At 64.7% G+C, this 23675-nt stretch carries 27 protein-coding genes and 3 pseudogenes; 12 read left to right on the plus strand and 18 right to left on the minus strand.

Annotated elements, in window-relative coordinates; genetic code table 11:
- Nucleotides 1–71: 71 nt before the first annotated feature.
- The 5 genes from AB0L63_RS26510 to AB0L63_RS26530 all read right to left on the minus strand — a co-directional run bounded on the left by AB0L63_RS26510 (nt 72) and on the right by AB0L63_RS26530 (nt 3628).
- Complete coding sequence (locus AB0L63_RS26510; RefSeq protein ID WP_364505791.1) at nt 72–698, minus strand: MBL fold metallo-hydrolase; 627 nt, start codon at nt 696–698, stop codon at nt 72–74.
- Entirely contained in the window at nt 695–1780 is a 1086-nt protein-coding gene (locus AB0L63_RS26515; RefSeq protein WP_364505793.1) for an S-(hydroxymethyl)mycothiol dehydrogenase, read from the minus strand. The genes AB0L63_RS26510 and AB0L63_RS26515 overlap by 4 nt, the downstream gene beginning before the upstream one ends.
- 228 nt (nt 1781–2008) lie before the next feature.
- Nucleotides 2009–2467: a PIN domain-containing protein gene (locus AB0L63_RS26520; protein WP_364505795.1), complete on the minus strand. Its 459-nt coding sequence runs from the start codon at nt 2465–2467 to the stop codon at nt 2009–2011.
- Nucleotides 2464–2712: a CopG family transcriptional regulator gene (locus AB0L63_RS26525; RefSeq protein WP_364505798.1), complete on the minus strand. Its 249-nt coding sequence runs from the start codon at nt 2710–2712 to the stop codon at nt 2464–2466. Before AB0L63_RS26525 ends, AB0L63_RS26520 begins: the two co-directional genes overlap by 4 nt.
- A 79-nt stretch (nt 2713–2791) precedes the next feature.
- On the minus strand, nt 2792–3628 hold the full coding sequence (locus AB0L63_RS26530; RefSeq protein WP_364505800.1) for an alpha/beta hydrolase family protein: 837 nt from the start codon (nt 3626–3628) through the stop codon (nt 2792–2794).
- A gap of 467 nt (nt 3629–4095) precedes the next feature.
- Between AB0L63_RS26530 and AB0L63_RS26535 the strand changes: the two genes are divergently transcribed.
- From AB0L63_RS26535 to AB0L63_RS26555, 5 genes are all read left to right on the plus strand, one after another.
- Entirely contained in the window at nt 4096–4497 is a 402-nt protein-coding gene (locus AB0L63_RS26535) for a nuclear transport factor 2 family protein (RefSeq protein WP_364505802.1), read from the plus strand.
- Between the two features lie 572 nt (nt 4498–5069).
- Nucleotides 5070–6653: a hypothetical protein gene (locus AB0L63_RS26540; RefSeq protein ID WP_364505804.1), complete on the plus strand. Its 1584-nt coding sequence runs from the start codon at nt 5070–5072 to the stop codon at nt 6651–6653.
- A 196-nt stretch (nt 6654–6849) separates the two neighbouring features.
- Nucleotides 6850–8187 (plus strand): glycosyltransferase 87 family protein, encoded by a 1338-nt coding sequence (locus AB0L63_RS26545; RefSeq protein ID WP_364505806.1) that lies wholly within the window; start codon nt 6850–6852, stop codon nt 8185–8187.
- A gap of 67 nt (nt 8188–8254) precedes the next feature.
- Complete coding sequence (locus AB0L63_RS26550; protein WP_364505808.1) at nt 8255–8494, plus strand: hypothetical protein; 240 nt, start codon at nt 8255–8257, stop codon at nt 8492–8494.
- Between the two features lie 253 nt (nt 8495–8747).
- Nucleotides 8748–9047 (plus strand): hypothetical protein, encoded by a 300-nt coding sequence (locus tag AB0L63_RS26555; RefSeq protein WP_364505810.1) that lies wholly within the window; start codon nt 8748–8750, stop codon nt 9045–9047.
- A gap of 298 nt (nt 9048–9345) precedes the next feature.
- On the opposite strand, the gene AB0L63_RS26560 is transcribed toward AB0L63_RS26555, so the two are convergent.
- From AB0L63_RS26560 to AB0L63_RS26595, 8 genes and pseudogenes are all read right to left on the minus strand, one after another.
- Complete coding sequence (locus AB0L63_RS26560; RefSeq protein WP_364505812.1) at nt 9346–10074, minus strand: Mut7-C RNAse domain-containing protein; 729 nt, start codon at nt 10072–10074, stop codon at nt 9346–9348.
- A 43-nt stretch (nt 10075–10117) separates the two neighbouring features.
- The gene (locus AB0L63_RS26565; protein WP_364505814.1) at nt 10118–10726 is read right to left on the minus strand and encodes a hypothetical protein; all 609 of its coding nucleotides are present in this window, start codon (nt 10724–10726) and stop codon (nt 10118–10120) included.
- Between the two features lie 3 nt (nt 10727–10729).
- Complete coding sequence (locus tag AB0L63_RS26570; protein WP_364505816.1) at nt 10730–11233, minus strand: F0F1 ATP synthase subunit B; 504 nt, start codon at nt 11231–11233, stop codon at nt 10730–10732.
- 6 nt (nt 11234–11239) lie between these two features.
- Complete coding sequence (locus AB0L63_RS26575) at nt 11240–11497, minus strand: F0F1 ATP synthase subunit C (RefSeq protein WP_040687366.1); 258 nt, start codon at nt 11495–11497, stop codon at nt 11240–11242.
- Between the two features lie 82 nt (nt 11498–11579).
- On the minus strand, nt 11580–12251 hold the full coding sequence (gene atpB / locus AB0L63_RS26580) for a F0F1 ATP synthase subunit A (RefSeq protein WP_364505910.1): 672 nt from the start codon (nt 12249–12251) through the stop codon (nt 11580–11582).
- Nucleotides 12252–12364: 113 nt separating this feature from the next.
- Complete coding sequence (locus tag AB0L63_RS26585) at nt 12365–12892, minus strand: hypothetical protein (RefSeq protein ID WP_364505818.1); 528 nt, start codon at nt 12890–12892, stop codon at nt 12365–12367.
- Between the two features lie 138 nt (nt 12893–13030).
- Nucleotides 13031–13210, minus strand: a complete 180-nt coding sequence (locus AB0L63_RS26590; RefSeq protein ID WP_364505912.1) for a hypothetical protein — start codon at nt 13208–13210, stop codon at nt 13031–13033.
- A 272-nt stretch (nt 13211–13482) separates the two neighbouring features.
- Nucleotides 13483–14022: pseudogene (locus AB0L63_RS26595) on the minus strand (FAD-dependent monooxygenase); the annotation flags it as partial.
- A gap of 37 nt (nt 14023–14059) precedes the next feature.
- Between AB0L63_RS26595 and AB0L63_RS26600 the strand changes: the two are divergent.
- Nucleotides 14060–14473: pseudogene (locus AB0L63_RS26600) on the plus strand (TetR/AcrR family transcriptional regulator C-terminal domain-containing protein); the annotation flags it as partial.
- Here the strand turns inward: AB0L63_RS26600 and AB0L63_RS26605 are convergent.
- The 4 genes and pseudogenes from AB0L63_RS26605 to AB0L63_RS26620 form a co-directional block, all read right to left on the minus strand.
- Complete coding sequence (locus AB0L63_RS26605) at nt 14451–15194, minus strand: metallophosphoesterase (protein ID WP_364505820.1); 744 nt, start codon at nt 15192–15194, stop codon at nt 14451–14453. The pseudogene AB0L63_RS26600 and the gene AB0L63_RS26605 sit on opposite strands and share 23 nt — an antisense overlap.
- A gap of 21 nt (nt 15195–15215) precedes the next feature.
- The gene (locus tag AB0L63_RS26610; RefSeq protein ID WP_364505822.1) at nt 15216–15467 is read right to left on the minus strand and encodes a BON domain-containing protein; all 252 of its coding nucleotides are present in this window, start codon (nt 15465–15467) and stop codon (nt 15216–15218) included.
- On the minus strand, nt 15468–16031 hold the full coding sequence (locus AB0L63_RS26615) for a hypothetical protein (protein ID WP_364505824.1): 564 nt from the start codon (nt 16029–16031) through the stop codon (nt 15468–15470).
- Between the two features lie 52 nt (nt 16032–16083).
- Nucleotides 16084–16753, minus strand: a pseudogene (locus AB0L63_RS26620) (SAM-dependent methyltransferase).
- A 172-nt stretch (nt 16754–16925) separates the two neighbouring features.
- Between AB0L63_RS26620 and AB0L63_RS26625 the strand changes: the two are divergent.
- From AB0L63_RS26625 to AB0L63_RS26645, 5 genes are all read left to right on the plus strand, one after another.
- Nucleotides 16926–18182 carry a serine hydrolase domain-containing protein gene (locus tag AB0L63_RS26625; protein ID WP_364505826.1) on the plus strand — a complete coding sequence of 419 codons (1257 nt, stop codon included), beginning with the start codon at nt 16926–16928 and terminating at the stop codon, nt 18180–18182.
- A 396-nt stretch (nt 18183–18578) separates the two neighbouring features.
- Complete coding sequence (locus tag AB0L63_RS26630; protein ID WP_364505828.1) at nt 18579–20378, plus strand: thiamine pyrophosphate-requiring protein; 1800 nt, start codon at nt 18579–18581, stop codon at nt 20376–20378.
- Nucleotides 20379–20641: 263 nt separating this feature from the next.
- A complete protein-coding gene (locus AB0L63_RS26635; RefSeq protein ID WP_364505830.1) occupies nt 20642–20917 on the plus strand; it encodes a DUF2277 domain-containing protein in 276 nt (91 codons plus the stop codon).
- 75 nt (nt 20918–20992) lie between these two features.
- Nucleotides 20993–21598: an ATP-dependent Clp protease proteolytic subunit gene (locus AB0L63_RS26640; protein ID WP_364505832.1), complete on the plus strand. Its 606-nt coding sequence runs from the start codon at nt 20993–20995 to the stop codon at nt 21596–21598.
- The gene (locus tag AB0L63_RS26645) at nt 21595–22188 is read left to right on the plus strand and encodes an ATP-dependent Clp protease proteolytic subunit (protein ID WP_364505834.1); all 594 of its coding nucleotides are present in this window, start codon (nt 21595–21597) and stop codon (nt 22186–22188) included. Before AB0L63_RS26640 ends, AB0L63_RS26645 begins: the two co-directional genes overlap by 4 nt.
- Here the strand turns inward: AB0L63_RS26645 and AB0L63_RS26650 are convergent, their stop codons facing one another.
- Complete coding sequence (locus tag AB0L63_RS26650; protein WP_364505836.1) at nt 22189–22551, minus strand: helix-turn-helix transcriptional regulator; 363 nt, start codon at nt 22549–22551, stop codon at nt 22189–22191.
- Between the two features lie 142 nt (nt 22552–22693).
- Here AB0L63_RS26650 and AB0L63_RS26655 point away from each other — a divergent pair, with 142 nt between their 5' ends.
- Entirely contained in the window at nt 22694–23551 is an 858-nt protein-coding gene (locus AB0L63_RS26655) for a 3-hydroxyacyl-CoA dehydrogenase (protein WP_364505840.1), read from the plus strand.
- Nucleotides 23552–23675 lie beyond the last annotated feature (124 nt).

The raw sequence follows: 23675 nt of genomic DNA on the forward strand, positions 1-23675 counted from the left end.
GGCGTAATCAAGATCAGGTGGCAGCGGCCGAGAGGCCGCCGCCACCGGTTCCACCTGATCTCGAGTCGGGCTCAGTGGCCGCGGGCGATCCAGTCGGCCAGTGCGGGTTTTTCGGCGCCGATGGTGGTGCCGTCGCCGTGGCCGGTGTGGACGGTCGTATCCGCCGGAAGGGTCAGGAGTCGGTCTCGGATGGAATCGATGATGGTGCCGAAGTCGGAGAACGAGCGGCCGGTGGCGCCGGGGCCGCCGTTGAACAGGGTGTCGCCGGTGAAAAGGGCGGTGGCCTCGGGCAGGTGCAGGGAGACCGAGCCGGGGGAGTGGCCGGGGGTGTGCAGGACTTCGATATCGGTGCCCGCCACGGTGATTCGCTGCGTGTCGGCCAGTGATTCGTAGTTGACGTCGGGGTGGGTCATGCGCCAGAGCGGATCGTCGCTCGGATGCAGCAGGATCGGGGCGTCGAGGCGATTCGCGAGTTCCGGTGCGACGGTGATGTGGTCGTTGTGACCGTGGGTGCAGACGACCGCACGGACATTGCGATTGCCGACGGCCTCGATGATCGCGCGCGCATCATGCGCCGCGTCCACGATGACCACCTCGGCATCGTCGCCGATCAACCACACATTGTTGTCGACATCCCAGGTACCGCCGTCGAGTGCGAAGGTGCCGGAGGTGACGATCCGGTCGATGCGCAGGCTCACCAGACCACCACCGAACGTAGTACCGCACCGGCATGCATTGCGGAGAAGGCCTTTTCGACCTGGTCCAGGGCGATGCGCTCGGTGACGAAGCGTTCCAAGGGAAGTCGGCCCTGCCGGTACAGATCGACCAGCATCGGGAAATCGCGTTCGGGCAGGCTGTCGCCGTACCAGGAGGATTTCAGCGCGCCGCCATGGGAGAACAGGTCGATCAGCGGCATATCGATGGTCATATCCGGGGTCGGGACGCCGACCAGCACGACGGTGCCCGCCAGGTCGCGTCCGTAGAAGGCCTGCTTCCAGGTTTCCGGGCGGCCGACCGCGTCGATGACCACATCCGCGCCGAAGCCGTCGGTGTATGCCTGGATTTGCTCGACGACATCGGTTTCGGTCGCGTCGATCGTGTGAGTGGCGCCGAATTCCGTTGCCCAGCTGAGCTTCTCGGGATCGCGGTCGATCGCGATAATGGTCCGCGCGCCCGCTAGTCGCGCACCCGCGATGGCGGCATCGCCGACACCGCCGCAGCCGATGACCGCGACGGTATCGCCGCGTGACACATTGCCGGTATTCATCGCCGCGCCGATACCCGCCATGACGCCGCAGCCGAGCAGTCCGACGACGGCCGGGTCGGCATCCGGGTCGACCTTGGTGCACTGACCCTCATGCACCAGCGTCTTATCCGCGAATGCGCCGATGCCGAGGGCGGGGCTGAGTTCGGTGCCATCGGTGAGGGTCATCTTCTTGCTGGCATTGTGGCTGGCAAAGCAGTACCACGGGCGGCCGCGTTTACACGCGCGACATTCACCGCAGACCGCGCGCCAGTTCAAGATGACGAAATCGCCCTCCGCAACATGGGCTACCGCATCCCCGACGGTCTCCACGATGCCCGCGGCCTCGTGCCCGAGCAGAAACGGGAATTCGTCGTTGATACCGCCCTCGCGGTAGTGCAGATCGGTGTGGCATACCCCGCAGGACTGGATGCGAACCACCACATCGTGCGGCCCGGGATCCGGGATCACGATATCGACGAGTTCGACCGGTGCGCCCTTGCTCCGGGCGATCACGCCACGCACGGTTTCGGACACGAATCCTCCTAGGAGCTAGAGATGTCGCCGAGTGCCAATACAAGTATTGAGGCATATGCCGTATCCACTCGCGCTAAAGCCTAGGAGAGTGACTGTGGCGAGCGGAAACCGCCAGCGATTTCCGGACCGTTCATCCACCTGATGGAGATCTCGCCCACGCCGGAATGAGCAGGTGGTGACCGTTCGGCGGTGCGGTTTGGTGCCCGATGCGGGCCATCTGGCGAGGTATCAGAGATCGTCGGGCAGTATGCGAAAGGTCCTGTGCTGAGTGAGCGGCGTCAGAACTCGGAAGTCGCGCCGGTCGAGGGTGAGGACAGCGTTGGTTTCGTAGTCGGCGGCTAACGCGACGATGACGGCGTCGGCGAGGTCGAGACGCAACGACGGGTACAGCCTGCGGACGGCGTTCGCCTGGTCGAGTACGTCGGGCGTCACCGTCGCAATCTCGAAGTGTTGGGTGCGTGCTTGTGCGGTGAGGTCCTCGATCATGTTGATGGAGACCTGGCGTCCGACGGCCCGGCGGGCGACGTGGTCGAGTTCAGCGAGCGCAAGGGGCGAGAGCACGACCAAACCCGCTGCTTCGAGAACGTGAAACGCGCCGTCACTGTCTGGTGACGAGGTATCAAACGCGGCGATCAGGCCGGAGGTGTCGGCAATGACAATCCCGGGGCCTTCGATGCCGAGCGTCATGGATGTTCTGTGTCGCGGCCGAAGTCATCGGCGAGGTAATCGTCGACGCGTTCGGCCAGCGTGGGATCGCCGCTTGCGAATCGTCTCAGCCGCAGCGGCTCCGATCGACGTTGCACGCGGAGGGCTGCCAGATGGATCGCATTGCGGATGATCTCGGCCTCGCTGACGTTGCTTCGTGCCGCCGCCTCTTTGATGACAGCCAGATCGCTGGCTTCCGCGTAGACCATAGTGCGTTTGAGAGCCATATGAGTATTGTGTCATATATGTCAGCGTGGGTGTCGTAGATCCGTGGTCGCGCCGAATCCGAGTGCGAAGGTTAAGACGTCAGGTACCCAATCCGTCGGCGAGAACCGGCCATGAATCCTTCAGTGCGCGTTCCCAATACCCCCAGGAGTGGGTGCCGGTGGGTTCGAGGTCGTAGGTGGCGGGAATACCGAGTTCATGCAACCTGCCCCGCAGGTTGCGCGTGCACCAGGCCGTGGCGCCCTCGATCGCACCACCCATCGTCACCTGGAGGGGCAGCCCGCCCTCTGCCCAACTCTGGGTATGCGGATCGGTGGGATTGTCATACGGCCCGGGCAATCCGCTCCCCGCCGACAGATACAAATTCAGGCCACGCAGGCCTTCGGCATTGACATACGGATCATTCGCCGCCCACATCGGATCCTGCTCCGAACCATACAGATTCACCGGATCGCCACCACCCTTGCGCACCGACAGCCCGACGAACGCCTGCCCGACCGGATCGCTGATCTGCGCGCACCCACTGAATGCGCCCACCGACTTGTACAGCCCAGGACGTGAAATCGCGAGCGAAAGCACCGACGTACCCGAGGTGGAGATCCCCGCAATGGCATTGCGCCCATTGGTGCCCAATGCGGCATCGATCAACGGCGGCAATTCCTGGGTCAAATACGTCTGCCACTTATTGACCCCCAGCACCGGATCCGCTGCCCGCCAATCGGCGTAATAGCTGTATGCCCCGCCGAGCGGCTGCACCACATTGACATTCTTATCCGCGAAAAATCTCATGACATCGGTCTTCGTGGTCCACGTCGCCCCATCGACCCCACCATCGACCCCGGCCAGCAGATACAACGTCGGCCGCGGCACCCTGCTATCCGCAGGGCGCTGCACCTCCACCGAAAACTCTTTCCCCATCGCCCCCGAATATGTCGTCAACGTGAGACGCCGATCATCCCGAATCTGGACCCCGGTAATCCTCGAACCATCCCCGGTCACCACCGATCCCGGTTCCGGAGGTGCCGCGTTCGAACCAGGTCCGGCCAGCACGGATCCAGTCCCGAGCACAACCACGGCGGCGACAACCGAGGCCACGCGAAGACCACCAACACCCATAGCTACCAACCTCTCCCGGCTCGGTCTCTCCGAAGTCGCACGCCCGTCTGCGACAGTAGCTGGACTGCGGGTCGTCCGCCTCGCCATGAACGGCTCGGCCGCAGGCGTTCTCGCGCTGCGATCCAGCATCCGCACCAACTGACGAGTCGGCGTGGCCGTTCGCTCGGCGCTGCTCCGCTCGGCGCAGAACTCATTCGCGCCCGCGGGTTGTGCCGCGGATCACCGGCTGCCGCCGTGTTGATATAGAACGATCCCTCTAATATGAGGATATGGCCAATCGAGACGTAGTCGAGAAGTTCTACAAAGCAACGCAATCCGGAGACGCCGTCGCCATCCTCGACGCATTGCATCCGCGCTTCCAGGGGTGGGTGGCCCCCGGTATGCCCAGCGTGACCGTCACGCAGGCGCACAGCCCGCAAGCGGTGCTCGCGGGCATCTGGCAGCCGGTATTCCGCGAATACGAGATCGCGCCCTTCGCCGAGGAATGGTTCGACGCCTATCCGGACACTGTCATCGTGACCGGCCACTACCGCGGCACCGCGCGCGCCACCGGCAAGCATGTGGCCGCCGAATTCGCCCACATCTGGCATATCGCCGACGGAAAGCTGTTCGCCCTGCATCAATACACCGACACCTGGCACTGGCATGAGGCACTGTCGGACGCGGCCTGAACGCGCCCGACAGCGGCCGTCCTCGAGGACGATGGCCGCATGTCGACTGATCTCGCCGCATTCGTTCGCGGCCTGCCCGAGGCTGAGCTGGAGGCGGAGGTCAACTTCTCTGTCCTGTAGGAGCTTTGGCCCCGCGTCCGGACGTGGGTTGGCCACGTCGTCGGCAGCGTGACCCACTGCCCAGCTGCCGCGCCGCGTGCGGCGATGTTGCGGGCTGGGCTCACGTCAGCATGTTCAGCGAAACCGCATGACGCGGAGTGATCGATACACCTGAATGTGTTGGCACCTCTTGAACGAACCGACTGGTTGGGCGTCTGCTGATGGCAAGCAGCCGCAGCGAATCCGGGCCGGTGAACCTTACGTTCCTCGCAGCGTGGGCGGCGTTCCGGAGCACCGAATCGTCGTTGAATCGAAACTTCGGACGTGTGTGTCGCGCGCGGCACGCCGCATGACGACCCACCGGCGGCGAATTGATAGTTTCGCTGGCAACGGTGGATCGACTATGAATGTCTGGTGTCGTTCCCACGCGTGATCATTTGTCTGCAATCGAATCTCTCCCGCTGGGAGTCGAATTGACCATCGAGCATCATCCCGTCGAGGACGAGGTCGGACAGCTCGCGAGAAGGGTCGAGCGGGCCCGGGGCCGACTCGCCTACCAGTTCGATCCCGCGCTGACAGAGGCGCTCTCCGAGGATGAACTAGTCGCCGAGCGTGAGCTCGCGGAAAAGATTCGCGGCGAGGATCGCGCGCAGCGATGGAAACAGGTCCAGGCCGCGGCCGCCGCGGCCGACCGCGCCAGGCAGACCACCGAAGCGATCGAGAAGGCCGACATCAGAGATCTACTGGTAGCCCGCAAGGCAATTGCGGCACAGCGGCGGGAGTCGAGCCCGCACGCCAAATTGGCGTCGCTGTACCGGCACCGCGGATGGTCACTGCGCGCGCTCGCGGGCGTGGTGGCGGCGGGCATGCTGTGGTCCGCGGTCAATGTGCAACACAACATCGCGCCGGGTGGGCCGGGCGATCCGCTGTACTGGTTCAGCTATCTCATCGAGGCGATGATCAGCGTCTGCTTGATCATCATCATGGTCGGCACCAATAAGGTCGCCGAGTGGGGCGTGATCGACAATCGCCGACAGGTCGCCGCGGCCGAAATTGCCCTGCTGACACTGACTGTCACGCTCAATACCTACCCGTATCTGCGTGACGGGGAATGGTACGAGTCCGGTGTGCATGCGGTCGCGCCAGTGATGATCGGTGTCGCCCTGCTCATCCACGACGCGGCGAGCGCACGCTACGGCTTGGCCATCTACCGGGCCACCGAGCAGGTCCGCGAATTGCCCGATCCGGCCGAACAACTCAAGCGGACGATGCCATCGATCGCGTCCTATCGCGCGAACACCCAGGCCGCCCTGGTGGCGCCGGGGGCGGAGAAGGAGTCCGCGGAACACGAGGCGCTGGCCACCGCCGAAGCTGCGGAACAAGACGCCGAGCTGGAAGTCGACGCGATCGTGGAGGTCGAAGAGGTCACCGTCGAGGAGTCGGTCGACGGGGAAAACCCTGTAGCGCAAGATGTCTCGGACGCACCCGAGAAGCATCGCGCGCCGACCAACGGCCAGGCGCCGGACAATGCGGCGCCCGAGCGACGGCCCGCGCCCGCGAAGACCGAGCCCCGTCCGGCGGTCGTCAAGGAGCCGGCCGCGCCGGTGGCCGCAAAGCCGGTGATCGCGAAGAACAACCCGTTCGCACCGGCCGATCCGGAGCCGATCACCGCGGACGAGACCAAGCCGGTCGCGAAGGTCGAGACCCCACCGCCGCCGGCCAAGGCGCCCGCGCGCAAGGCGGCCGCGGCCAGCACGGAAAACCCGGCCGCGGAGAGCAAATCGGTTGTGTCAGCACTGCGAAGGGGTAATGGTTCGGCTGCGGCGACGGCGCGCAAGCCCAGTTCGCTCGAGGGCAGGAAGGACAGCAGGACAACCGAGAACGCGAACGCGCGCGCCAAGGGCAACGCATCCGCCGAGCCGGATTCGCACCTGCAGGTGGTTCGCACGCCCGATATCCACGACACCGGACAGTTCCGCATCGCCGAGATGCTCGAACAAGAACTCGCCGAACTACAGGCGGAGCGCAGGCGGGCCAGGGCCAGCAGGCAACGATGATCCAGCAGCTTGCTTGCCCCGGTGCTTCGGGGGCATGATGCAGGCTCGGGTCATTACGTACGTTGAAATTGGCTATCGCCGTAGTGCAGCTGGTGCGGGATGAAGGGATGGATCGGTCCAGTCATGAGGTCTTATCACCCAGCAGGATCCTTTACCGCCAATCCTGTGACGGTATTGCCTCGGTCGTAGCGGATCGGTGCGAGACACCCGGAAGCTGGAGTTTCCGCGTACGGGACCAGCGATATACCTGCTCGCCGGGAGCGCCGTGCTGTCGGCGATCCTGCTCTTCACCACCATCGATCCCTTCCTGGACAAGGGCGGATTCCTGGTTGGTGGCCTCGATGTGCACATCTATCGGGACGGTGCGTTCCGCATCGTGCACGGTCTGCCGCTGTACACCGAACCGACCATGCGCGACCTGCTGTACACCTACACGCCGTTCTCCACTATCGCGTTCGTGCCGATTTACCTGGTGCCGTGGGGGTACGTGACGAACACCTGGCTGGTGTTCAATCTCTCGGTACTCATCGCCTGTGTGCTGCTCAGCTGGCGGCTGCTGGGCTATCGGATCACGACTCGGCTGGTGGTGGTCAGCGTGCTGATCGCGGCTACCTTGGCATTCATCGAGCCGGTCCGCCAGACGCTCTACTTCGGGCAGATCAACCTGGTGTTGATGCTGCTGGTGCTGTTGGACGCGCTGCGCGCGGAACGAAGCAAGCTGCTCGGCATCGGCGTCGGACTCGCGGCGGGTATCAAACTCACCCCGATCTACTTCGTCGCCTACCTCGCCGCCCTGCGGCAGTGGCGCTCGGCGGTTACCGCATGCGTCACCTTCCTCTCCTCGTTCGCCTTCGCCTGGGTGATCCTGCCCACCGATTCCCGGCAGTACTGGACCTCGACGTTCTTCCAGTCCAACCGGATCGCCGGGGACAACCACCCGGCCAACCAGTCCATCCGTGGCGTCATCGCGCATCTGCTCGGTGGGCCCGCGCCGATGTGGTTGTGGGTGCTCATCGCGGGCTCGGTCGCGGTCGCCAGCCTGATCGTCACGTCGGCGCTGTATCAGCGGGGTGAGCGGCTGCTGTCGGTCACTCTGGCCGGTCTCACCGCGTGCGCGGTGTCGCCGTTCTCCTGGGGACACCACTGGGTGTGGTTCGTGCCGCTGTTCGTCTTCCTCGTGCACAAGGGGCTGGACAACTGGCGCTGGTGGGTGGCGGCGGCGGTGCTGTTCACCGTGACCGCCTCGTGGAGCTACCACTGGAGCAAGACGTGGGTGTCGGTCGGGGTGTTCCTGCTGCCGCCGTGGTGGCCGGTCACCAAGGTACTGATCAACGGCTACGTCATCGAATTCCTCATCGTCCTGATCGCGGCGTGGATACACCTGCGCAGGGACGGCTGGTCGGCCCTGGGCGAGCGCTCGGCCGAACGCTCGATCCGATTCCCGCTGGCGCGCCGGCACGATCCGGAGTCCCCTTCGTGCCCAACCTCTGCCCCTGACCAACGCCGGAAACCGTTGGCGGACAAGGTGGTCTGACGTACATGGCGAGGAGGAACTGTCCGCGTAACGCATCGGGCGGCCGTCGTTCTCGTGGCCTTGTAATGTGATCACACCGTCGGTGGCAGCGCCCGAGAATGCCGCGCAACTGCGGAATCCGGCCGCGCGGATCGCACCGGCCGGATTCGCATCCGGCACCTCGGTCGACACTGTCGGCTATCCCATCTCGGGAACGAGCCTGGATCAGGCTTATGGCCCGCTGGGTGTGGCGGCGCTGCTGCTGGAGATCGGGCCGCGCGATGCGGACTGCAACGGATTCTTCCCCGAATACTCGTGTGTGGATTGATTGCTGCGGCCACAGATCAGACAGGCGTTCAGCGTGGCGGCGCGGACCGCCGCCGCACCGTATCGTCAATAGATCTAACGCCTTTGCGATCTCTTTACCTGCGGATTTCCTTCGGTTTCCACCCGAAATCGACCTCTTGCCGGGCACGTCGGCCGGGGTTACGGTTGCTGTCTGCGTCGCGAAACAACCGGTCACCAACGGGTTGCTGAAGTCGCACGAACATATCGCTCGACCGGGCTGGAGGTTTACCGCCATGACGAAGAAGAGGGCTCAGCCTAATCCGATGTTCGCGGTGACCATGGTCAATGCCATCCATCAGGATGTCGATGGTTATGGGGACAGGTGGGTGGCCACCGTCGACCACGGGAATATGCGCGCCGACTGGATCGCCAACGCGGTCGCCAAGGACGCGCGTACCGTCCGGATCTGGTGCGATGACTGCGGGAACAGCGTCCATCTGTGTGCGGAAATCCGGGGTTACCTGCCCGCGGACGTGCGCAAGGCGCTGGCCGACGCCTGGGAGCACTACCACCCGACGCACCACGCCTCGTAGCCGTTCAGTCGCAAACCTACGCGTTTGTCCAACTCGGAAGGGGGACAAGCGGGTTCGCGCGCGAGCACTGCTTTGGTCGACGATTCGCCGACCCATTGGGTATCCCATTTGCTGCTGATGCATTTCGACGACGAGGTGCCTGGGCCACCCAGGCTCCCGCAGCCGCTTGGACGGCACCTTTGGAGCCTGAGCGCGTCCCGCGCACCGATTCGGCGGCGCGCCCGTTTTCGCGCGATTTCGTGCGCGGCGTAGGAAACCGTGGGCGGCGTGCGGGCGGGGCGCGAGTAGGTGCGCCCCATCATGGGCTGGTGCCGAAGTCCTGGAGGGCGTGGGTGACGATGGCGTCCAGGCGGGCGTGGTGGGCGCCCTTCCAGTAGGTGCGGCCGCAGTCCAGGCATTGGGCGAAGGCGTTGTAGGTGCGTTCGGTGTCGCTGGGTAGGTGGCCGCGCAGGGTTTGTTTCTCGGCAATGCGGAGTGGGCCGTTGCAGGCGGTGCAGCGGGTCCATGGGGCCAGGGGTGGTGCGAAACGAGAGAGGACGTCGTCGAGCTGTTCGGCCGGGCGGTGGCTGTAAATGTATGCGCCCGCGAAGATTTCGCGGCGACGCAGCAGGCCGCGATCGCGGGAGAGCAGGATCCGATGTTCGGTCGCCGAACGCGTCGCGAGGGCGGCGTCACCGATATCCGGATTCTCGTAGGAGGTGTCCACACCGAGCAACCGCAGTCGCCGCGCCAGGGTACCGAGATGGATATCCAGCAGGAATCGCATCGGTTCCGCGAATCGTTGTGGGCGCACAACGGCGCGCACCGATACCACCGCGCCGTCGGCGGGCAGATGCGCCGGGCTCATCGACCGACCGTCGACCAGCAGCTCGCCGACCTCGGTGAGCGGTACGCCGAGCGATTCCACGATATGTCCGAGCGTCGACACGCTGTCGATCGGCACGGCGCAGGGACCGTGCCGCTGTGCGGCCGCGACGAACAGCCGCAATTCGGGCGCGAAATCGATCGTGATCTGCGCGGTGGTCACGCGGCCAGCATGCCAGGGCATGCGGTCCGGCGACCACCCGGATTTACAGCGCCCAGGGTTGGGCGCGGCGTCGGACCGGCGGCTCCGCGTTGGCCATGGCCTCGAGGTCCTCGAGGAATTTGTCGATGCTGTCGGCCGCCACGTGGGTGGCGCTGATCTCGTAGCGGACCTTCTCCTCGGTGCTGTCCATCACCGTGGTGATGAGCTCCTCCTTCAGATCGCGGATGAGCTGAGTGCGCATCTGCGCGATCTGATCGCGGCCCTGGCTACGCACCCGGGCGACCTCGGCATCGGCGAATTCGCGCATCTTGGCGATGATGCGCTCGGCGTCGGCGCGCGCGTCCTCGCGAATGTGCTCTAGTTCGGCCTGGGCGTCGGTGACCGCGTTGTCATAGGATCGTTTGGCCTCGACGAGGCGGTCCGCCGCCTGCTGGTTCTCCTCGATCTGTTTCTGAATATTGTTCTGCGCCTTCGTCATCAGCCGTTTGACCGGCGGTGCCACATATTTGACGATGACGAAGATGATGACCGCGAAACCGAAGAGCTGGCTGAAAAAGATCGGCCAGTCGAAGGTGATGTGGAAGATGCCCGAGTCCTCGGACTGGGCTGCGCGGATGGCCCCTTCGGCAAGAATGCCGCTGTTGAGGTTCATTGGCTACGCTCGTTCTGACTGATGGCCGGCGCTGAAGCCGGCGTGCCGATCCTTGATGCCGAGCACACGATCGGCCAATGTCTCGGCGAGCGGTTCGACAGCCTCACGCAGCTCAGCGGCCACCTGGTCCGCCTGGGCCCGCAGTTCCGTCGCGGATTCCGCGACGATCCTGTCGGCCTCCTCCTGCGCCTCACTTCGCAACTGCTCGAGGATGATTCGGCCCTCGTGCCTTGCCTGGTTCCTGATCCCGACCGCTTCACTGCGCGCCTGCGCGACGGCCGCCTGATATTTCGCTTCGGCGTCGGCGAACAAGGCTTTGGCTTCCTTGTTGTCGACCGCGGTCTCCGCGACTCTCGCCTCGCGTTCCGCCAATACCTTGCGTATCGGCGGAACGACGAACAGCCACATGACCCCGAGCACGATCAGGAAGATCAACAGCTCGGCGAAGAATGTGCCGTTGGGAATGAGGAAGTTCCCCTCGGCAACAACATCCGTTCGCGGAGTCATACTGAATTACTTACCTGGAGTAGCGAATACGAAAAGCGCCATGAACGCTAGATTGATGAAGTACGCCGCCTCGACCAGACCAACGGTCAGGAAGAAGTTACCGCGGAGGCGACCCTCGGCTTCCGGCTGACGGGCAACGCCGTTGATCAACGCGGCGCCGGCGAGTCCGTCACCGATTCCCGCGCCGATGGCGCCACCGCCCATAATAATGCCGCCGCCGATGAGCGCGCCCTGGACGATGGCCGCCGTGGTTGCGTCTGCCATTTTTCACTTCCTGTTCTCTACGGAGCTCGATCGGCGGCGCCGATCTTTTGTTGTTTCGAGCGACCCGACAGCGGCCGCCGGGCTAGTGTTCGTCCTCCAGCGACATCGACTGGCTGAAGTAGAGGACGGTCAACAGCGAGAAGATGAATGCCTGGATCGCCCCGACGAACAGATCGAAGAGTTTCCAGATGGCATTCGGTCCCCAGCTGATCCAGAACGGGAACAGCGCGATCACCGAGACCATAACGCCGCCCGCGAACATGTTGCCGAACAATCGCAGCGACAGTGAGAGCGGTTTGGCGACTTCCTCGATGACATTGATGAAAACCATCGGGCCCCATCCGGTATGGCCCTTCAGCAACTGCTTGGCATGTCCACCCGGGCCGCGCCGATATATACCAGCACCCTGATACATGATGAAGACGAACAGGGCCAGCGCATAGACGAAATTGACATCCGATGCGGGCGGTGCGATCAATTCGCCGTGTCCGTACTGTACCGGCAGCACGGACAACCAGTTCGACAACAGGATGTAGATGAAGAGCGTGACGGCCAAGGGCAGCGCGAACGGCGCGACCTTCATGCCGATGGCGCTTTCCACCTGGTTGCGCATCTGGACCGTCACGGTCTCGAAGAACAGCTGCACGCCGTTAGGGACGCCCGAAGTCAGCTTGGCCCGCAGGTAGAACGCCAAGCCGAGCACGATCGCCGCTGCGATGGCGGTCGAAATGATCGTGTCGACATTGAAGTCCATGCCCCACAGATGCGCGACCGCATGTTCGCCGACCTTGATTTTCGGCTCTTCGGCGGGCGCTTCCTGAGCGAGGACCGGAAGCGCTGATCGAGCGATGAAGGCGAGTTGATTCGTCATGATTGCTGGCGAAGCTCCTTCACTTCAGGCACGACGGTGACCAACACCAGAATCACTTGAAAGGCGGCCATGCCGAAGAAGATTCCGATGCCATGCGGCCTTGCCAGGAAACCCACTGCGAGCGAACCACCGGTTATTGCGATCAGTCGAGTCGCCGAGGAGAGGTACAGGCCCTGCTTCCTCGGTTTCTCGGCGTCGGCGACGCGGTTGACCGTCAATCGGGTCAGTTGCGCATTCAGCCAACCGAGTCCGAGTCCGATGCAGATGAACAGGCCGAGCAGCAGTCGGTCGAGCGACCCGGCCGCCGCCAGAGTCAGTACGCCGACGCCTAATGCGAAGACAGTCGCACGGCGCATTCGGAGTGCATTGATATCCACTTCGACACCGTCCTCGGTCATCAGCCCACCTCGTAGTGGATCGTGATTGATCGATAGCATACACATCAACAACGCCTTTGCTGGGCAACGTTTTTGATCTTTCTCCGGCGGATTTTCGAGCCGTGTCCTTGTGGTGTCAGTGTCCATCCCGAGTCATCAAGATCAATTGAATACCTACCACGGAACAAGATCGACCAGACTTTGCGCTCGGCAATTTACGATGCGCTAATTTGCGACAAATTTCCCAAATTGGACATAGCGGGCAGGAAAGGCTAGCGATTTCGATCAGGCCGGTGCGCCGACCCAAACGGTGAGCGCCTCGGGCAATCCCGCGGCATCGGGTTCCTCGCTCGCCCAGGCGACGTAGCCGTCCGGTCGCAGCAGGACGGCGGCAGGGGTCGGGATCTCGCCGACGCCCGGGACTGTCCACTGCTTGCTGTGCCTCGTGGCGGCAACGATTTCGATTCGGTCGCGCCCGCCGCGGTGGTGATGTCGGCATCCGGGACGCGGCGGCCGATGAGCGGGTGCTCGCCCTTGATGTCATAGCGGATATCGAGTGCGTTGATCATCAGGCCGAGGCGGTGGCGCACCTGGTCCATATCGAACAGATCGCTCATGATGTCGCGCAGTGCGTCGGTGTGCGGGCCCGGGCACCCGAGTGCGGTTTGGGCGCGGGTGTTGTGCAGGACTCGGGCGGCAATGGGGTGGCGCTCGGACTCATAGGTGTCGAGCAGCTCGTCGGATGCGTTGCCGCGCAAGCTGGCGGCGAGCTTCCAGCCGAGATTCATGGCATCCTGCAGCCCGAGGTTCTGGCCCTGACCGCCTGCTGGGTAGTGGATGTGCGCGGCATCCCCGGCGAGGAAGACGCGGCCAACCCGGTATCGGTCGGCCTGGCGGGCGGCATCGCTGTAGTGCGAGATCCAGCGCGGGCTGTGCATGCCGAAGTCGGTATCGGCGAGTTCGGTGAAGTTGGCGCGGAAGTCCTCGAAGCTCAGTTCGGCGCCGCGCTCCAGGACCAGATCGTGGCGCTGTACGAGCAGTCGGTACCAGCCGGGCTCGAATTGGAACGCTGAGAAGTCACCCGCACCGGCGCGGTGTGCGAAGACGGTCTCCGCGGGCGGGTCGGCCAGTTCGACATCGGCGAGCATGCCCGTCACCGTCGCGTCGGTGCCGACGTAGTCGATGCCCGCCAGCTTGCGCACCGTGCTGCGGCCGCCATCGCAGCCGACCAGGTAGGCAGCGCGAATCCGGCGTGGATTCGGGCCGCCGATTTCCACCTCGACACCCGTCGCGTCCTAGGGCTGGCAGGACTGGGTAGTGGCGCTGGCCGGACGGTTGCGCCGGTCGATGCTGCGCTATCGGGACGGGGCGAAGGTGCTGGCCGGAACCTATGTCAGCGATGAAGCCATGTGGCGCACCGTGGAACTGACCTTGCGCACACTCGAGGACGCGGGCTTCTCTGAGGTCGATGCCGAGCGGGTGTTTCCGATCCTGCTGCACTACACGATCGGGTTCGTCATAGAGGAACAGGCCCAATCCGGCGCGGAGTACGCCGACGGCAACCCCTACGATCCGGCGCGGTTGGAGCAGGCCGTCGACGCCGAGCGTTATCCGCGGGCCGCGCGCATGGTGGCCGATCTCTTCGAGGCCGATGCCGATGTGGAATTCGATCGCGGCCTGCGCGTCATCCTGGCCGGAATTCTCGCTACCCGAACGGTGTCGGCGTAACCGCTGTTGTTTCCGGCGTCAGCTCGTAGACGACGTAGGCGGTGCGCACCACCGGTTGGGCCACATTGCGCACCCGGATGCCGCCCGGTGTGGTGCCGCGTTCGATGCCCGCATGCGCGTGTCCGTGGATGGCGAGGTCGGCGTGCTGGTCGTCGATGGTTTCGCCGAGTAGATAGGAGCCGAGGAACGGGTAGATCTCGCGCGGCTCGCCGTGCAGGGTGTCGCTGATGGGGGAGTAATGGGTCAGCGCGATGGTGATATCGGTATGTAGGCCGGCCAGTGCCGCACGCAGCATCTCCGCGAGGTCGACGGTGTGCGCGGCGAATTCCCGCATTACGCGTTCGCCGAAGACGCTCGCGCATTTGCCCGCGAAGCCGCCGCCGAAGCCCTTCGTCCCCGCGATGCCGAGGGTCTGTCCGTCGACCGCGAATTCCGTTGCGGTGCCCTCCAATACGGTGATGCCGTGCTGGGTGAGCTGGGCGGTGATCTCGTCCTGCGCGTCGCTGTGGTGGTCGTGATTGCCGAGTACCGCGACGACCGGGACACCGAGATCGGCGAATTCCGCCGCCACGACGCGACCTTCCTCGACCGTGCCGTGCCTGGTGAGATCACCGGCCAGCAGCAGCACGTCGGCGCGGTCGGGCAGTTGTGCGAATGCCGGGCGGAGTTCGCCGCCCGACTCGGCGCCGAGATGAACGTCTCCGATTGCCGCGATCCGCATGTGCCCCGCTCCTTTCCGGGCTCAGTCCGCCAGCGCCTCGGGGGCCCCCGGCGCGCACGGCGGCGTGACGTGCACGTCGTTGTGGATACGGGCGCGCGGAAGCTGTTCGCGCACCACCATTTCCATTCGCAGCTTGCGTTCGATAGTGCTCACCTCCCCGTCGAGGACGACGACATCGCCGCGGATCGTCACCTGCACACCGAGTTCCGCGGTGCGCGGATCCTCGGCCAGTGCCCGGCGCAGGTGCGCGACCAGATATTGCGGTCGATCCATTTACACCACCCGCTTCGGCTCGACTACTCCGAGATCGTCCAGCAGTCCGAGAAAGGCTCGGGCATAGGGCGAAACATCGGTTTCCTTGCGCACCCGCTCCCACTCCACTTGTTCGCGCAGATCGCGCGCGATCGCCAGCAGCGGGCTCAGGTCCAGTCGATGCGCGTCGAAGACCAGTAACTTGTCGATCATCAGATCGGTCGCGCTGATCACCGGTGCCACCGCCGGGCCGATGCGCATCATGTCCGCGCGATCGAGTAGCTCGTCGGTGACGGCACGGTTGTTCGGTCGGTAGATCAGGTCGATGAGGACGCCGTCGTCATAGACCTTGGTCAGCCAGTCCTCGGGCGGATCTGCGATCCGCAGTCCGCCGCGGACCAGCGCACCGCGGGCCCGCGACAGGTCGGTGGGCTTGATGAGGATGTCGACATCGTGCTCCGAGGCGGGCCCGCCGCGCGCGTACACCGCGCAGCCACCCGCGACCGCGAAGCGGATACCGGCATCCGCAAGCGTATTCACCGCGCGGGTGAGCGCGTGCAGTAGTTCGTCGATCGTCGGGACCATATCTGCGCCATACCCGCGGTTGGGTCGGTTAATCGCCGCCGCGGTGGCGCGGTCAGAGTTTGCGGGCTATGCCGCCGACCATCAGGCGTTCGATGACGGTCGGCTTATCGCGCACGATGCGGTTCGGGCGCCATTGAGGCAGGTAGACCAGGCCGGGGTCGACCAGGTCCAGGCCGCGGAACAGATCGTGTATCTGGTCCTGGGTGCGGAAGCGGCCGGTGCCGAGGGAGTGCAGGAAGGCATTCTCGATCAACTGGGCTTGCGGGCCGCAGTCATAGAAGTGCGTGATGAACAGATGGCTGCCCGAAGGGACGGCGTTCAGATATCCGTCCACCACTCCTGCCGGATCCACCTTGTCGTGCAGATAGTTCAGCACGCCGACGAGCATGATGGCGACCGGTTGGCCGAAGTCGATCAAGCGCCGCACATCCGGAAGTTCGAGCACCGTATCGGGCTGCCGGAGATCGGCGGTGACGACAACGGTGTCAGCGTTTTCCTGCAGCATCGCCCGACCGTGCGCCAAAACGATCGGATCATTGTCCACATAGACGATATGCGCCCCCGGTTGCAGCGATTGCACGATCTGGTGGGTGTTCTCCGCGGTCGGCAGGCCCGAGATACTGCCGCAGTCCGACCTCACCTGCCAGATAACGCACGCCACGACCCAGGATCTCGCGGTTGAGCTTCGCCAGATCATCGATCTTCGGCATGACCGCGCGCAACTGGTCGCGAACCTCTTCGTCGACGGGATAGTGGTCCTTCCCACCGAGCAGCGCATCCTCAGACGCCTACGAGGCTTGCCATACCTCCGGCCCGTCGGTACCTCGCATCGCGAAACCAAGGCCGCGGCGTGGGCTCGACCGTGGGCCGGATCAGCGTCGATATGCTGGCCAGGTGAAGGTGTTACCTGGCACGATGGTGGCCGTCGCCGATGATCTGGACGCGGTGACGACGGTCGGACACGAGGACGATCCGGCGGCCGCGGGGTTGACGAACGGGGACGTCGCGGCGCTGTGGGCCTCGGTGCAGGCGTGGTATCGAATGGGGACGACGCCCGCGATTCAGACGTGTCTGCGGCGCAATGGGCAGATCGTGCTGAACCGGGCGATCGGGCACGGCTGGGGGAATGCGCCGAGCGACGGTCCGGATGCGGAGAAGGTGCTCGCGACGCCGGAGACGCTGTTCTGCGGATTCTCCACCGCCAAGGGCGTCGCAGCGACGCTGATGTTCATGCTGATCGAACAGGGTGCGTTCGAGCTGAATGATCCGGTATGCAAATACATTCCGGAGTTCGCGGCGCACGGCAAGGACGCGATCACCATCGGCGATGTGTTGTCGCATTCGGCGGGTGTGCCGTTCATTACCCCGCCGTACAAGGGCGTCGATTTGGTGCTCGACGAGGAGTTGGCCGTGCAGGGGTTGGCCGATCTGGTGCCGAGTTGGCCGCCTGGGCGATTCCGGGTCTATCACGCGTTGACCAGCGGTTTGATCCAACGGCTGCTGGTGCAGCGCGCCACCGGGAAGCGGATGCGTGAGCATCTCGCCGAACAGGTACTCCAACCATTGGGTTTCCGCTGGAACAACTTCGGGGTCCGGCCGGAGGATGTCGACAAGGTCGTGCCCAGCGTGAAGACCGGCCCGCCACCGTCGCGAATGTCGATGCTGTTGACGCGCAAGGCGCTCGGCGGCCGGATGGACGGTGCGACCGCCAGGTCCGCGAATCGGGATTTCCTGGCCGCCGAACTGCCGTCGGGCAATATCGTCACCACCGCCGATGAACTGTCCCGCTTCTACGAAATCCTCACCCGCGGTGGCGAACTCGACGGCGTCCGGATCATCGAGCCGGACACCCTCCGCGAAGCGATCCGCCCCGCCCGCCGCATGCCCGGCTTGGCCGGACGCGTCAGCCGCGCCGGCTTCGAACTCGGCGCCCGTCGCTCGAAGTTCGGGCGAAATACCCAGTCCCACTTCGGCCGCACCGGCCTGACAACCCAATACGGCTGGGCCGACCCCACCCGCGGACTTTCCGGCGCGATCCTCACCAGCGGCAAGGCCACCACCGATACCGAACGCCCCTGGGCCCTGGTCGCCCAGATTTCTGACACCATCAGCCAACTCGCGCCCGCCGATCGGCTGTTCGACACCGACTGATTCCGTTGTGGCGGCGGATCGCCGCGGCGAGTACTTCTGCGGAATGCTGCGGCCGGGCTCGCGGATCCAGGTGTTCGATTTGCGTGCGACAGCTGAAACCAGCTGCCAGAACCAGGGTTTCGCGCTCTCGGTGGCGGATGGTCGGCATCGTGGAGGTCGCACCGGTTTGCTGAGCGGCACCGCGTGGTAGTTCGAGGCATCGGTGGAGTATGTGGCCCGGATCCGGGATCGAAACGTACTTCCCCGGCGACCTGCCGGGTACGGTCGGCCGCGAGTCGCGTCAGTGGGAGATCAATCATTCGGCACCCACTCCGACACCCGGCACATCTGCTGATTGCCTGCCCATTCGCTGGGTATCACGGGTCTGACCAACCCGGATATCAACAGGAGATCCTCATGAAACAACAGGTTGGCGACTACGTCCTGCAACGGCTACGGGAGTGGGGCGTAAACCAAGTCTTCGGCTACCCCGGCGACGGCATCAACGGTCTGCTCGCCGCCTTCGGTCGCGCGGCCAACAAACCGCAATTCGTGCAGGCCAGGCATGAGGAAATGGCGGCGTTCCAAGCTACCGGCTTCGCCAAATTCAGTGGGAAGGTCGGCGTGTGCACGGCCACCTCGGGGCCGGGTGCGATCCATCTGCTCAACGGTCTCTACGACGCCAAACTCGACCATGTCCCGGTCGTCGCGATTGTCGGTCAGACCGCGCGCAGCGCCATGGGCGGCAGCTATCAGCAGGAAGTCGATCTGCAGAGCCTGTTCAAGGATGTTGCCAGCGATTATCTGGTCGAGGTCAATGTCTCGAGCCAGCTGCCCAACGCGCTGGACCGAGCATTCCGCACGGCGATGACCCGGCATGCGCCGAGCGCCATGATCATTCCCGCCGATCTGCAGGACGAACCTTACGAACCGCCCGAACACGAGTTCAAACAGGTCCCGTCCAGCCCACCGCATCCGGTGACCACGACGGTGATCGCGCCGTACACCGAGATCGAACGCGCCGCCGAGATCATCGACGCCGGATCCAAGGTCGCGGTGCTCGTCGGCCAGGGCGCCCGTTCGGCCGCGCGCGAGGTGGTGGAACTCGCCGAAATCACCGGTGCGGGCGTGGCGAAGGCGCTGCTCGGCAAGGATGTGCTGCCCGACGATCTGCCGTTCGTCACCGGGTCGATCGGGTTGCTCGGCAGCAGACCGAGCTATGAGATGATGCGCGACTGCGACACCCTGGTCATCATCGGGTCGAATTTCCCGTACACCCAGTTCATGCCGGAGTTCGGTCAGGCGCGCGCGGTGCAGATCGATATCGACGGCACCATGATCGGCATGCGCTATCCGACCGAGGTCAATCTGGTCGGTGACGCGCAAGCCACACTGGCCGAACTCATTCCGCTGCTGCGCCGCAAGCCGGGTCGATCCTGGCGGAAGCGGATCGAGGAGAATGTGGCCCGCTGGTGGGAGACGGTCGAGCGGCAAGCCATGTTGCAGGCCAGGCCGGTCAACCCGATGCGCGTGGTTTGGGAACTGTCGCAACAGCTTCCGGATAATGCGATCGTCACCGCGGACTCCGGCTCATCCACCAACTGGTATGCCCGCTGCCTGCGATTCCGCCTCAGTGTGCGCGGCTCGTTGTCGGGCACCCTGGCGACCATGGGATCCGGTGTGCCCTATGCCATCGGCGCCAAGTTCGCGCATCCGGGGCGGCCGGCGATCGCACTGGTCGGCGACGGCGCCATGCAGATGAACGGACTCGCCGAACTGCTCACAATCGCACGCTATTACCGGCAGTGGCGTGATCCTCGGCTGGTCGTTTGTGTCTTCCACAATAACGATCTCAACCAGGTCACCTGGGAGCTGCGTGCCATGGGCGGCGCGCCGAAGTTCGAAGAGTCGCAGATACTTCCGGAGACCTCCTACGCGAATCTCGCGCGCGGTATGGGTCTGCCGTCGATCGCGATCGACGACCCAGACCAGCTCGCCGACGCATGGAGCCAGGCGCTGAGCGCGGATCGTCCGGTGCTGCTCGATGTGCGCTGCGACCCCGAGGTTCCGCCGATTCCGCCGCATGCGAGCTTCGAGCAGATGAAGGACACCGCCGAGGCGGTGATGCGCGGCGATCCGGATGGCTGGCATCTGATGTGGCAGGGCGCCAAGACCAAAGCGCAGGAATTCGCCCCGCATCGGCGGTCGTCGACATGACCACCGCATCGACCGAGGATGTCGTCGATCTGTTGACGGCCGCGGCCCGGCCGCATCCGAAGGCTGCCGCTGGCGAATCCAGAGTAATGGCCATATCAGGGGACATGCGACGTATCTGCCGACCTTCGGCAGACCTGCGAGGCTGTCGGCGCGAGGAATACGCGCTCGTTGGGCATTCATCTGATCGACTCAGGCCGAGCCGGTATGGCCTACTCTCGGGTCGGCCCCTCAAAACCCGGGCCGACCCGAGATAGCCTCGGGTCATGTGCCGAAATATCACTGCTCTGCGTGGGCTGGAGCCCGCGGCCACCCCGGACGAAGTGCATGCGGCGGCGTTGCAGTACGTCCGCAAGGTCGGCGGGCTGTCCAGCATTTCCGCGGCTACGCGGCCTGCGGTCGACGCCGCCGTCGCTGATATCGCGGCCGCGACCATGCGGTTGCTCGAACAATTGCCCGAGCGGAAGGTGCCGCCGAAGACCGTGCCGCCGCTGCGGCGGCCCGAGGTGCAGGCGCGCATCCGCGCGCATTCGCACGACTGATCACGCTGCTGTGAGCAGATCTGCCGAGGGCAGCGCCGCGAGATTTTTCCGGTAGGCGCCGGGCACGGTGGAGTCATGGCTCACGATGACAAGACACCGTTGTTCAGTTGGCGCGCCAGGGAGCAGCTGCTCAGCAGGCGGATTCTGGTGCTGGACGGCCCACTCGACGACGATAACGGCACGTTGCTGATGACACAGCTGCTCACCTTGGCGGCCGAGGATGCCGATGCCGGAATCTCCTTGTGGATCCATTCCCCGGGTGGTTCGGTTCCGGCAATGCTGGCCATTCGCGATGTGATGCGGCTGGTGCCATGCGAGGTGGCCACCTTGGCACTCGGATTGGCTTGCAGCGCAGGGCAATTCTTGCTATCGGCGGGTACGTCGGGGCGGCGGTTCGCCCTACCGCACGCCAGGGTGCTGATGCATCAGGGCTCGGCCGGAATCGGCGGCAGCACCGTCGATGTCGAGGTACAGGCCGATGACCTGCGCTACACCGTGGAGACGGTGCTCGGCATTATCGCCGGGGATACCGGCCAGCCGTACGACCGCATCTATGAGGATTCGCTGCACGACCGCTGGTTCAGCGCGACGCAGGCCAAGGAGTACGGCTTCATCGACCACATTGTCGACTCGTTCGGGCAGATCGTGCCCCAGCGCCAGCGGATCGGAATTTCGGCATGACCTACACCATTCCCAATGTGATCGCCCAGCATCCGCGCGGCGGCGAGCGGATCACCGATATCTACTCGCATCTGCTCGCCGAGCGGATCGTCTACCTCGGCACTCCGATCGATTCCGGCGTCGCCAATGCGCTCATCGCACAGCTGTTGCATCTGGAGTCGGAGAGTCCGGAGCAAGAGATCAGCCTGTACATCAACTGCGAGGGCGGCGATCTGTCCGCAATGCTCGCGGTGTATGACACCATGCAGTTCATCAAGGCGCCGGTGGCGACCACCTGTGTGGGCCAGGCCATCGCGGTCGGCGCGGTACTGCTGGCCGGTGGGGCGCCCGGTCGCCGGTCCTTGCTGCCGCACGCCCGGGTGGTTCTGCATCAGCCCGCCGCCCGCGGTCAGGGCGCGATTCCCGACCTGATCCTGCAGGCCGACGAACTCGTGCGAATGCGCGCCGAAATCGAGTCCATCCTGTCGCGGCACACCGGGCAACCGGCCGAACGACTGCGCCACGACACCGACCGCGACCGCGTCTTCACCGCAGCGGCGGCCGTCGACTACGGCCTGGTCGACAACGTGCTGGGTGCCCGGGCGGACTGATCAGGCCGCGAGAGCCATGAGGGTGGGCGTGCCCTGAGCCCGCGGCGCGGACTGTCGGGCGAAGGTGAGCCGACGCTGGCTGCGCAATTCGTCGGCCACCTGCTCGGTGAGACCGAACAGGGTGGTGCCGAGCGCACCGGCCAGTGCCGCGATCATCTCGCTCGACGGTTCCTTGCGGCCGCGCTCCACCTCGGACAGGTACTGCGGCGAAATGCCGGCTCGGCCAGCGGTTTCGACGAGCGTCTCGCATTGCTCCCTTCGCAGCGTGCGCAGCCGTTCGCCGAGTACCTCACGCCACAGCGGTTCCTCGGTGTGCCGAGGTCGGTCGTCGCGTCCGCCCTGGATCGAGTGCAGCTCGGTCATGGGAAGAGCCTACGGCCGCGGCCGCCGGTCCGGACGGGCATTACGCTGTGGGCGGACAGAACGATGAAGGCCCATGTCCAACGGACACAGTGCCTTTCGCATCGAGTCGAGATCAGGGCAGCTGCGGAGGAAGGAGATAGCAATGACCATCCACAAGGTGACCGTCCTCGGAACCGGGGTATTGGGATCGCAGATCGCATTCCAGACCGCATTCCACGGATTCGATGTCACCGCCTACGACATCAGCGATGCGGCCATCGCCGGTGCCCGCGACCGTTTGGCCAAGCTCGCGGCAACCTATCGCAAGGAAGTTCCCGGCGCGGGTGACGGCAAGGCGGAGGAGACCGCGGCGGGCATCGCCCTGACCACCGACCTCGCCGTGGCCGTGCAGGATGCCGACCTCGTGATCGAGGCGGTGCCGGAGGTGCTCACCATCAAGGAGCAGACCTACCGGCAGCTGGGCGAACTCGCGCCGGAGAAGACGATCTTCGCCACCAATTCGTCCACCCTGCTGCCCAGCGATATGAAGGACTACACCGGCCGCCCCGACAAATTCCTCGCGCTGCACTTCGCGAATCTGGTGTGGCGGTACAACACCGCCGAAGTGATGGGCACACCCGAGACCGATCCGCAGGTCTTTCGGACGGTCGTCGAGTTCGCCGCCGCGATCGGCATGGATCCGATCGAGCTGCACAAGGAAAAGGCGGGCTACGTTCTCAATTCGCTGCTCGTGCCGTTGCTCAATGCGGCTATGTCTCTCGGCGCGGGCGGATTCGCCGAACCGGAGGCGGTCGACAAGACCTGGCGCATCGGCACGGGCGCACCGGTCGGACCGTTCCAGATGCTCGACATCATCGGCCTGACCACCCCCTACAACATTCTGGTCAATAGCGGCGATGCGGACGGTGAGCGACTCGCGGCCTGGCTCAAGACCAACTACATCGACAAGGGCAAGCTCGGCATAGCCACCGGCGAAGGCTTCTACAAATACTCCGCATAGCTCACCAGCCTTACCCACGCCCGCCGAGCTGACACAGAGCCAGTGCGGATCCCGCATAGCTCACACCCTGTGCGCAATAGACACCCGCTCTGCGACAGCACTATTCGGGCTCGGAGGCGCTGAA

The sequence above is a fragment of the Nocardia sp. NPDC051990 genome, from assembly GCF_040680755.1.
Classification (GTDB): domain Bacteria; phylum Actinomycetota; class Actinomycetes; order Mycobacteriales; family Mycobacteriaceae; genus Nocardia.

What these genes read in the sequence shown, in the direction of transcription:
- AB0L63_RS26520 (WP_364505795.1), bottom strand. Translation starts at nt 2,467, where the DNA reads ATGACGCTCGGCATCGAAGGCCCCGGGATTGTCATTGCCGACACCTCC.
- AB0L63_RS26525 (WP_364505798.1), bottom strand. Translation starts at nt 2,712, where the DNA reads ATGGCTCTCAAACGCACTATGGTCTACGCGGAAGCCAGCGATCTGGCT.
- AB0L63_RS26530 (WP_364505800.1), bottom strand. Translation starts at nt 3,628, where the DNA reads ATGGGGAAAGAGTTTTCGGTGGAGGTGCAGCGCCCTGCGGATAGCAGG.
- AB0L63_RS26535 (WP_364505802.1), top strand. Translation starts at nt 4,096, where the DNA reads ATGGCCAATCGAGACGTAGTCGAGAAGTTCTACAAAGCAACGCAATCC.
- AB0L63_RS26555 (WP_364505810.1), top strand. Translation starts at nt 8,748, where the DNA reads ATGACGAAGAAGAGGGCTCAGCCTAATCCGATGTTCGCGGTGACCATG.
- AB0L63_RS26565 (WP_364505814.1), bottom strand. Translation starts at nt 10,726, where the DNA reads ATGAACCTCAACAGCGGCATTCTTGCCGAAGGGGCCATCCGCGCAGCC.
- AB0L63_RS26570 (WP_364505816.1), bottom strand. Translation starts at nt 11,233, where the DNA reads ATGACTCCGCGAACGGATGTTGTTGCCGAGGGGAACTTCCTCATTCCC.
- AB0L63_RS26575 (WP_040687366.1), bottom strand. Translation starts at nt 11,497, where the DNA reads ATGGCAGACGCAACCACGGCGGCCATCGTCCAGGGCGCGCTCATCGGC.
- atpB (WP_364505910.1), bottom strand. Translation starts at nt 12,251, where the DNA reads ATGGACTTCAATGTCGACACGATCATTTCGACCGCCATCGCAGCGGCG.
- AB0L63_RS26585 (WP_364505818.1), bottom strand. Translation starts at nt 12,892, where the DNA reads ATGGACACTGACACCACAAGGACACGGCTCGAAAATCCGCCGGAGAAA.
- AB0L63_RS26605 (WP_364505820.1), bottom strand. Translation starts at nt 15,194, where the DNA reads ATGCGGATCGCGGCAATCGGAGACGTTCATCTCGGCGCCGAGTCGGGC.
- AB0L63_RS26610 (WP_364505822.1), bottom strand. Translation starts at nt 15,467, where the DNA reads ATGGATCGACCGCAATATCTGGTCGCGCACCTGCGCCGGGCACTGGCC.
- AB0L63_RS26615 (WP_364505824.1), bottom strand. Translation starts at nt 16,031, where the DNA reads ATGGTCCCGACGATCGACGAACTACTGCACGCGCTCACCCGCGCGGTG.
- AB0L63_RS26630 (WP_364505828.1), top strand. Translation starts at nt 18,579, where the DNA reads ATGAAACAACAGGTTGGCGACTACGTCCTGCAACGGCTACGGGAGTGG.
- AB0L63_RS26635 (WP_364505830.1), top strand. Translation starts at nt 20,642, where the DNA reads ATGTGCCGAAATATCACTGCTCTGCGTGGGCTGGAGCCCGCGGCCACC.
- AB0L63_RS26640 (WP_364505832.1), top strand. Translation starts at nt 20,993, where the DNA reads ATGGCTCACGATGACAAGACACCGTTGTTCAGTTGGCGCGCCAGGGAG.
- AB0L63_RS26645 (WP_364505834.1), top strand. Translation starts at nt 21,595, where the DNA reads ATGACCTACACCATTCCCAATGTGATCGCCCAGCATCCGCGCGGCGGC.
- AB0L63_RS26650 (WP_364505836.1), bottom strand. Translation starts at nt 22,551, where the DNA reads ATGACCGAGCTGCACTCGATCCAGGGCGGACGCGACGACCGACCTCGG.
- AB0L63_RS26655 (WP_364505840.1), top strand. Translation starts at nt 22,694, where the DNA reads ATGACCATCCACAAGGTGACCGTCCTCGGAACCGGGGTATTGGGATCG.